The sequence below is a fragment of the Limnofasciculus baicalensis BBK-W-15 genome (assembly GCF_024178385.1).
Lineage (GTDB): Bacteria > Cyanobacteriota > Cyanobacteriia > Cyanobacteriales > Coleofasciculaceae > Limnofasciculus > Limnofasciculus baicalensis.
The window spans coordinates 1-7,789 of sequence record NZ_JAMZMM010000297.1 but is presented as its reverse complement, the minus strand read 5'-3'; the positions used below and the strand labels follow the sequence as shown (position 1 = coordinate 7,789).

Sequence of the window (7,789 nt, the reverse complement as noted above, 5' to 3'; positions counted from 1 at the left end):
TTATTACACTCTTCCATTAAATGGCAATTAAAACTGATTTAGTCACTCAACAACCTGAAATTGGTCAACTGATTCGCGAAATCCGCCTGACTACTGGTTTAACCCAACAAAAGTTTGGCGATGTCTTGGGATTTAGCTATCCCACCATTAGCCGCTGGGAAAATGGGCTAACTACTCCCTCAGACTTAGCAATTCATAAAATTGAATTACACCTACGACGCATGGGCGAAAGAGGGCAGTCTTTACTAAAGAAAAATATCGGATCTCGCTAAAATTATTTAGATAATCAGGATTTGAGGATTTGAGGATTTTAAGAGTAAAGCTATTACCCAATTAACAACTAGGAAAATGCTATAATATTCCCTCTAATCTCTAACCCATAGACCTTAATCTTCTGCCTTAAAGTCCCGTTCCAGTAAGGCTTCTACCGCCTCCTGCGGGGTTATTTCCTTGTTTAGTAGGCGGTAAACTTGCCAGGAAATTGGCACATAAATCTGTTCGCGATTAGCAATCTCAATCAGGACATTGGTAGTATTAACCCCTTCCGCTGTACTCTGTAATTCTGCCAAAACCTCAACCAAAGATTTGCCCTGTGCTAAACCATAACCGACGCGATAATTACGACTCAGCATACTACTACAAGTAGCTAACATATCACCCAAACCAGATAAACCAAAAAAGGTTTCGGTTTTTCCTCCCAAATGAGTACCAATGCGAATAACTTCTATTAAAGCGCGAGTAATTAGAGCCGATTTCGCATTAGTACCGAGTTGTAAGCCATCACATACCCCAACTGCGATCGCGATCGCATTTTTCAGAGTACCACCTAACTCAGTACCCAGTGGATCTGTGTTAGTATAAACACGGAAGCGATCCGATGAGAAAACCGTCTGTACTGCCTGTGCTGCACTAATGTCACTACTAGCGACTACTGTTGCAGTAGGTAATCCTTGCTCAATTTCTTTAGAGAGATTGGGGCCGGAAAGGACAACAATTGGATTATTGGGAAAGTTAGCTTGCCAAATTTGAGAGGGAGTACGAGTTGTAGCTGGATCTAATCCTTTAGTGGCGGTTACTAAGATCGTATCTGAGGGCAAACCGATTGCTTTAATTTTAGCGGCTGTAGCAGTAACTCCGATCATTGGAATAGCTGAAACAACCATCTCAACATCAGCTAATGCCTCCTCCAGACTTAGGGCTGCACTGCGAGACCACAGTACCACTTTATGACCATTACGTTTGGCTAAATTGGTCAAAGCTAAACCCCAAGCACCAGCCCCTAGAATGGCGATAGTTGTTTTTTCTACGTCTGTTGCCTCTATATTAATATCCATTGTTTCCCTCAAACTATTCACCTCTTTCTATCTATAGCAACTGCCAGGGCGGTTAAGTCATTGATCAGAGTCGAAATACACTGACAAAGTGACCAAAAATGCACTAAGCGCCTTGGCGACTGCTATATTTCAAATAAATAATATCGACAAAAAAATAAGTGGCAACAGATTTATAGCTACCACTTAACAATTTTCCAATTAGCAATTCTTTCGGGGTTTTCAGGCACTTTTCTGACAAGGGTTTCAAAAGATTAAGTTCCACATTCCCGAATTAGCTAGCAATAATATAGTCCCGCACATTGCCATGGCGACGGCGCAGATGGGCTAATGCTTGGTGTTCTAACTGACGCACCCGTTCCCGACTCAGGTTGAGTCGTTGACCTACTTTTGCCAGAGATAGTTCATTCCCATCTTCTAAGCCAAAGCGGAGTGCCAAAACTTCCCGCTGCTGAGGACTTAATTCTGCTAAAAGATTATCTAAATCTTGGCGTAGCGCCTCCTGAGTTGTAAAATGGACGGGCGTTGGACCATGATCTTCTAACAAGTCAGACAGCTCAGTGTCTTGATTATCCCCTACCCGCACGTCGAGAGAGACAGGTTGACGCGCAATGCTCAAATACTCCCGAATCTGGGCAGGCTCTAACTCCAACTCTTTGGCAATCTCAGCAGGTGTCGGATTTCGCCCCAATTTCTGAGACAATTCTCGTTGAACCTTCTTAATTTTGTTGAGTTTTTCGGTAATGTGAATGGGTAATCTAATGGCACGGGCTTGTTGAGCGATCGCACGAGTAATCGCCTGACGAATCCACCAGTAAGCGTAGGTGGAAAATTTATAGCCCCGTGTTGGGTCAAATTTCTCAACTCCTCTTTCTAAGCCGAGGGTTCCTTCCTGGATTAAATCCAGAAATTCCATATTCCGCTTCTGGTATTTTTTGGCTATAGCCACCACCAAGCGCAGGTTCGCTTCGATCATTTTGCGCTTGGCCCACATTCCTTGGCTGATTATTTTTTCTAGTGTAGGCGCGTCCAGATTAAGATCCTCTGCCCATTCTTGGGTTGTCGGTTCCCGCTCTAGCTTTTGGGCCAGGGCTTCTTTTGCTTCCAAGAATGTCATCAATTGCTGAACTTGCTTGCCATAGACAATTTCTTGCTCGTGGGTAAGCAGGGGTACGCGACCAATCTCGTGCAGATAGGTACGAACCATATCCGCAGAGAAGATAGGCTTAGTCGTCTTTTTTAAGGTTTTAGCTGTAGGCATCTGTCTCTGGTGACTCCGTAAACGAGCAGTAAGTCTGTCGCGGACTTTTACCTCAAAAGCAATGGCAATATTTCACCATGAGGTTATTATCGCGAATTTGTAAAATACATCTCTTATTTATATAGATGTACGAACTACCTACCGCTTTTAGATCCGGCAGGAGATCCAACGATATTTATGAATTTAAGCTACCTCCTGAGATAAATCTCTCTTCGTTGGTTTGGCGGCGTTCCTCAGCTTAGTCGGCCGTGACTGGGAAAGGGAGCTAACTCAAAGTCAGTATGAGTTTGCTTTCATTCATATTAGTACAAATTTAGACGTTGGTAAAGACACAAAAGTTCAATACGATCCTGACCTGATAATCCTGTCCTATCCATCAATCCTCCTACTTATAATCATTCCCCAATTAGCTTGAATTCGATAACCCACCCTACGGGAGATAACCGAACTGACTTGTGGACTGATCTCCTCCCCGAATCACCCAAGCCTCCTTAGCATCTCTATAATCAGTACATCTGAACTGATTGTGGCATGATAAGAACGCAATTATAACAGTAGTGGTTATTTTTTACCATACTGGGGAAGATAATTTAACCAAAGAGTAATTACTAGGATGACTTGCACGCCTTTCAACCAGTCGAAAAACCTAACCCCCCAGCCCCCTTCCCTGCAACAGGGCTGTTTCATGGGAGTGCCACTCCTACTCCATCCATTGCCTCGGCTGATGATTATCATTCTCAATCAGTCAACTACTGTCAACAAACCTGTCAATAAGTCTCCATCTTTTTTGACCTCACCTTGCTAGAACCCAAGCGGCATCAACTTTTTGGGCGGATTGTCACCCTGGAAGGTGTTCCCACTCCAATTTAATACGTGGTACAATCAAATCTTAATTTTTCTGTTAAGTTTATGGATTTGTCTAAGCTGTTTAAAAATTCCAGTCCCCTCCCGACAAATCAAAGATTATGTCAAGAGATTTCAGCCGACATCAAATTGTAGAAATCGCTACATTATTTTTGAAATTAGGTACGATTGGCTTCGGCGGTCCAGCCGCCCACATCGCTATGATGGAAGAAGAGGTGGTGAAACGGCGTGGGTGGCTAACGCGATCGCATTTTCTGGATTTGATTGGTGCGACTAATCTTATTCCTGGTCCCAATTCTACTGAAATGGCAATCCATGTGGGATACAGTTATGGGGGATGGCTTGGACTTATTACCGCCGGAGTCTGTTTTATTTTACCTGCTGTCTTAATTACTGCTATTTTTGCCTGGATTTATGTCCAATTCGGAACATTACCCCAAGTTACACCATTTATTTATGGTATCAAACCAGCCGTTATCGCTGTTATTTTAGGTGCAGTTTGGCGTTTGGGCAAGAAAGCGGTTAAAAGCCAAAAACTTCTGCTTGTTGGTTTGGGAGTAGCTGCCTTATTATTAATTGGACTAAATGAAATTTTATCCCTGTTACTAGGTGGTATTTTAGGGATGATTTGGTTGCGTTTATCCAATCGAGAGCAACCCCCATCAGACAAAACAGCAAGTTTTGCGATCGCAGGAATATCAACTGGTGTTATCCTCAAAGCTTCAGCCGCAACTACAGTCACAACAACTTCAGTACCTTTATGGCAACTGGGTTGGTTTTTTCTGAAAGTTGGTAGCGTTTTATTTGGCAGTGGCTATGTCTTAGTCGCCTTTTTGGAAGGAGGATTAGTACAGGAAAATGGTTGGCTAACTCAACAACAATTACTTGATGCGATCGCAATTGGTCAATTTACACCAGGTCCGGTACTTTCTACTTCTACATTTATAGGTTACCTCATTGCGGGTTGGTCTGGAGCTATTGTCGCAACTATTGCTATTTTTCTACCTTCTTTTCTCTTTGTTGCCCTTCTTAATCCCCTAATTCCTCGCTTACGTGAATCTAAATGGACATCAGCTTTTTTAGATTCTGTGAATGTTAGTTCAATCGCGTTGATGGCTGTTGTTACTCTAAATCTAGCAACAAATACATTAATTAATGGAGAAAGGATTGATTTGTTAGCTTCCTCAATTGCCGTAATTGCTCTAATTTTTACTATTCGTTTTTCGATTAATTCTGCTTTCCTGGTTTTGGGTGGGGCTGTAATGGGTTGGGTGTTTTATTTTTTGGTTTAAATTAATAACTTGCGCCAGTTTCAACAAGTTGAAAAACCTAACCCCCCAGCCCCCTTCCCTTTAAGGGAAGGGGGAGCAATCTACAAAGGGAAGTTTGTTGTTTGTTATTTGTTATTTGTTGTTGTAAATAAATCTAAGCCAGAACCCTCGTAGCGAGGGCATCTTGCCTGCGCATGTTTTAACATTTAGGATTGCTATATAGAAACCCGGTTTCTTCGAGAAACCGGGTTTCTTGGCATTGTGGCAAACAACAAATAACCAATAACTAACAACAAATAACTAACAACAAATAACCAACAACTAACGACCAATACCTACATAGCGGAATCCAGCAGTTTCTAATACTTTACGATCGAGAAAATTCCGCCCGTCAATCATAACAGGATGATTCATTAAACTTGCCATTTGGCTATAGTCTAACTTCCGGAATTGTTCCCAATCTGTCACCAAAACCAAAGCATCACAACCATCAGCCAATCTTTCTGGATCGCTCTCCACAATCACATTAGATATGCCATGACTCATCCCACTAGCAGAAATAATTGGGTCATAAGCTTTAACTTTAGCTCCCAATCGGCTCAGTTGTTCGATAAGATTAAGAGCTGGGGCATCCCGCATATCATCAGTATCTGGCTTAAAGGTTAAACCGAGCAATCCCACCGTTTTGCCTTTAAGAATTTTCAACTCTTGCTGGAGTTTTTCCACAGCAATTAAGCGCTGACGCTGGTTAACACTCACTGCTGCTTTGAGTAATTGAGCATCAAATCCATAGTCTTCCGCCGTATGAATTAATGCCGAAACATCTTTAGGAAAACATGAGCCTCCCCAACCAATACCCGCTTCCAAAAACTTACCACCAATCCGAGAATCTAAACCAATTCCTCGGGCAACTTGAGTGACATCTGCCCCAACGCGATCGCAAATATTAGCAATCTCATTAATAAAGCTAATTTTGGTTGCCAAAAAAGAATTAGATGCGTATTTTACCATCTCAGCCGAGCTGATATCCGTCACCACCACGGGAACCAGGGGTAATGATTTATCCTCAGCCACCTGACGCTGGACAATGGGATCGTAAAGTTCCTTCATCATTGCGATCGCTTTTTCGCTATTGCTTCCCAGTACAATGCGATCGGGGTTAAAAGTATCGTAAATCGCCGAACCTTCCCGCAAAAATTCCGGATTGCTAACCACATCAAATTTAACCTCAGCGGCTGCCGTTGCCTGTTCAACAGAAGTTCCCTCAGCCGTTACTAGGGATTTTTGACGTTCTGCAACACCATCTAGTACAATCATCCGCACCCAGTCACCGGAACCGATGGGTACAGTTGACTTATTGACAATTACCTTGTAACCGCCATCCAGATGGCTACCAATACCCCTGGCGACTGCTTCCACGTAGCGGGTATCGCTTTCACCTGTGGGCAAAGGAGGGGTTCCCACGGCAATAAACAGAATTTCGCCATGAGCAACACCTGCTGCTAAATCTGAACTAAACTCCAGATTGCCGCTTTGATGAGAGGCTTGCATCAATTCTGAGAGTCCCGGTTCGTAAATGGGGGACTGCCCAGCCTTCATTAATTTAACTTTTTCTTCATTATTATCTATGCAGATAACATGATGTCCGATATGAGCTAGACAGACACCTGTTACTAAACCAACATATCCAGTACCGATGACACAAACACGCATGGGACAAATCCTCACTAGTAAAATTTAGGACTCAGGGATATCTTGCTGTTTTATGATTGTTAGCGACTCCCTGAGTTAATACATAAGCCTTTTGACAGAAGGAAGCGAATACCTACGACTGCGTGAGGCGATCGCGAAAATCCTCTATAGTCAGTTTTAACCCGTCTGCCAAAGGAATGGTTGGTTCCCAGCCCAGGAAAGTTCGCGCCTTGGTAATATCCGGTTGGCGACGGCGCGGATCGTCTTGAGGGAGAGGTTTAAAGATAATTTCCGCATCTGGATTCACCATCTGCTGAACAGCTTGAGCTAATTGCAAGATTGTATACTCGCCAGGATTACCCAAATTAATTGGTCCGGTATGCTCTCCATTCATCAGGCGGATGAATCCCTCTACTAAATCGGAAACATAGCAGAAGCTGCGAGTTTGCGAACCATCTCCGTATACCGTCAATGATTCACCTTTGAGAGCTTGGACGATAAAATTACTCACCACTCGACCATCATTTTCTAACATACGAGGTCCATAGGTGTTAAAAATTCGAGCCACGCGAATTTCCACATTATTTTGGATTTTGTAATCAAAGGATAGGGTTTCTGCTACTCGCTTGCCTTCGTCATAACAGGAGCGAGGACCAATCGGATTAACATTCCCTCTGTACTCTTCCGGCTGAGGATGAACCTCCGGATCGCCGTAAACTTCAGACGTAGATGCTAGGAAAAATCTTGCCTTCACCCGTTTGGCTAACCCCAGCATATTTAGGGTTCCCATGACATTCGTCTTAATAGTCTTGACAGGATTGTATTGATAGTGTATAGGAGAAGCAGGACAAGCCAAATGATAAATTTGGTCTACTTCTAACCGAATCGGTTCGGTGATATCGTGGCGAATCACTTCAAAGTATGGATTACCCATCCATTTGAGGATATTGCGCTTGTGCCCGGTATAGAAGTTATCCAGACAAATAACGTCATTTCCGGCTGCCATTAAGCGATCGATCAGATGGGAACCGATAAAACCAGCACCACCCGTAACCAAAATTCTCATAAAAAACCTTCGTCGTGGGAAACTCCGTGTATGCGAGACCGGAGAGGAACACGCGGTAGCGGTTTTAACCGCCTACCCCTGTTCGGGGTGGAGGGGTATGGTTGCCCCTCGTTGGAGAGATGTTTGTCTCCTGCCCATTGCTGGGTAAAGTTAGCTTTGCCAATGTTATCAGAGCTTGTTGGGCTTGCAGCACTGTTTCAGTGACCTTAAAACTGTTTGCAAACGACAGAGGATGGGACTAGCTACGGCTCCCAGGGTGTCGTGACTCAAATAACGTAGTCAGTGGTTGACTTAGGCTGGTAAG

The 7,789-nt window shown here is 43.5% G+C and carries 6 protein-coding genes; 2 read left to right on the top strand and 4 right to left on the bottom strand.

The genetic code is table 11. From position 1 onward, the window contains the following. Nucleotides 1-20: 20 nt before the first annotated feature. Nucleotides 21-272, top strand: a complete 252-nt coding sequence (locus NJ959_RS22420) for a helix-turn-helix domain-containing protein (RefSeq protein ID WP_254013966.1) — start codon at nt 21-23, stop codon at nt 270-272. 114 nt (nt 273-386) lie between these two features. On the opposite strand, the gene NJ959_RS22415 is transcribed toward NJ959_RS22420, so the two are convergent. Both NJ959_RS22415 and NJ959_RS22410 read right to left on the bottom strand, forming a co-directional pair. After that, on the bottom strand, nt 387-1,334 hold the full coding sequence (locus NJ959_RS22415; RefSeq protein ID WP_254013965.1) for an NAD(P)H-dependent glycerol-3-phosphate dehydrogenase: 948 nt from the start codon (nt 1,332-1,334) through the stop codon (nt 387-389). A 271-nt stretch (nt 1,335-1,605) separates the two neighbouring features. Continuing rightward, complete coding sequence (locus tag NJ959_RS22410; protein WP_254013964.1) at nt 1,606-2,592, bottom strand: RNA polymerase sigma factor, RpoD/SigA family; 987 nt, start codon at nt 2,590-2,592, stop codon at nt 1,606-1,608. 965 nt (nt 2,593-3,557) lie between these two features. Between NJ959_RS22410 and chrA the strand changes: the two genes are divergently transcribed. Next, the gene (gene chrA / locus NJ959_RS22405) at nt 3,558-4,748 is read left to right on the top strand and encodes a chromate efflux transporter (RefSeq protein ID WP_254013963.1); all 1,191 of its coding nucleotides are present in this window, start codon (nt 3,558-3,560) and stop codon (nt 4,746-4,748) included. A 300-nt stretch (nt 4,749-5,048) separates the two neighbouring features. Here the strand turns inward: chrA and NJ959_RS22400 are convergent, their stop codons facing one another. Together NJ959_RS22400 and NJ959_RS22395 are read right to left on the bottom strand one after the other, a co-directional pair. Continuing rightward, nucleotides 5,049-6,440 carry a UDP-glucose dehydrogenase family protein gene (locus NJ959_RS22400; RefSeq protein WP_254013962.1) on the bottom strand — a complete coding sequence of 464 codons (1,392 nt, stop codon included), beginning with the start codon at nt 6,438-6,440 and terminating at the stop codon, nt 5,049-5,051. 112 nt (nt 6,441-6,552) lie between these two features. After that, nucleotides 6,553-7,485, bottom strand: coding sequence for a UDP-glucuronic acid decarboxylase family protein (locus NJ959_RS22395; protein ID WP_254013961.1), 933 nt, complete (start codon nt 7,483-7,485; stop codon nt 6,553-6,555). Nucleotides 7,486-7,789 lie beyond the last annotated feature (304 nt).

Bases quoted from the DNA above. Each gene is read 5' to 3' on its own strand.
- NJ959_RS22420 (WP_254013966.1), top strand. From the start codon at position 21: ATGGCAATTAAAACTGATTTAGTCACTCAACAACCTGAAATTGGTCAA.
- NJ959_RS22415 (WP_254013965.1), bottom strand. From the start codon at position 1,334: ATGGATATTAATATAGAGGCAACAGACGTAGAAAAAACAACTATCGCC.
- NJ959_RS22410 (WP_254013964.1), bottom strand. From the start codon at position 2,592: ATGCCTACAGCTAAAACCTTAAAAAAGACGACTAAGCCTATCTTCTCT.
- chrA (WP_254013963.1), top strand. From the start codon at position 3,558: ATGTCAAGAGATTTCAGCCGACATCAAATTGTAGAAATCGCTACATTA.
- NJ959_RS22400 (WP_254013962.1), bottom strand. From the start codon at position 6,440: ATGCGTGTTTGTGTCATCGGTACTGGATATGTTGGTTTAGTAACAGGT.
- NJ959_RS22395 (WP_254013961.1), bottom strand. From the start codon at position 7,485: ATGAGAATTTTGGTTACGGGTGGTGCTGGTTTTATCGGTTCCCATCTG.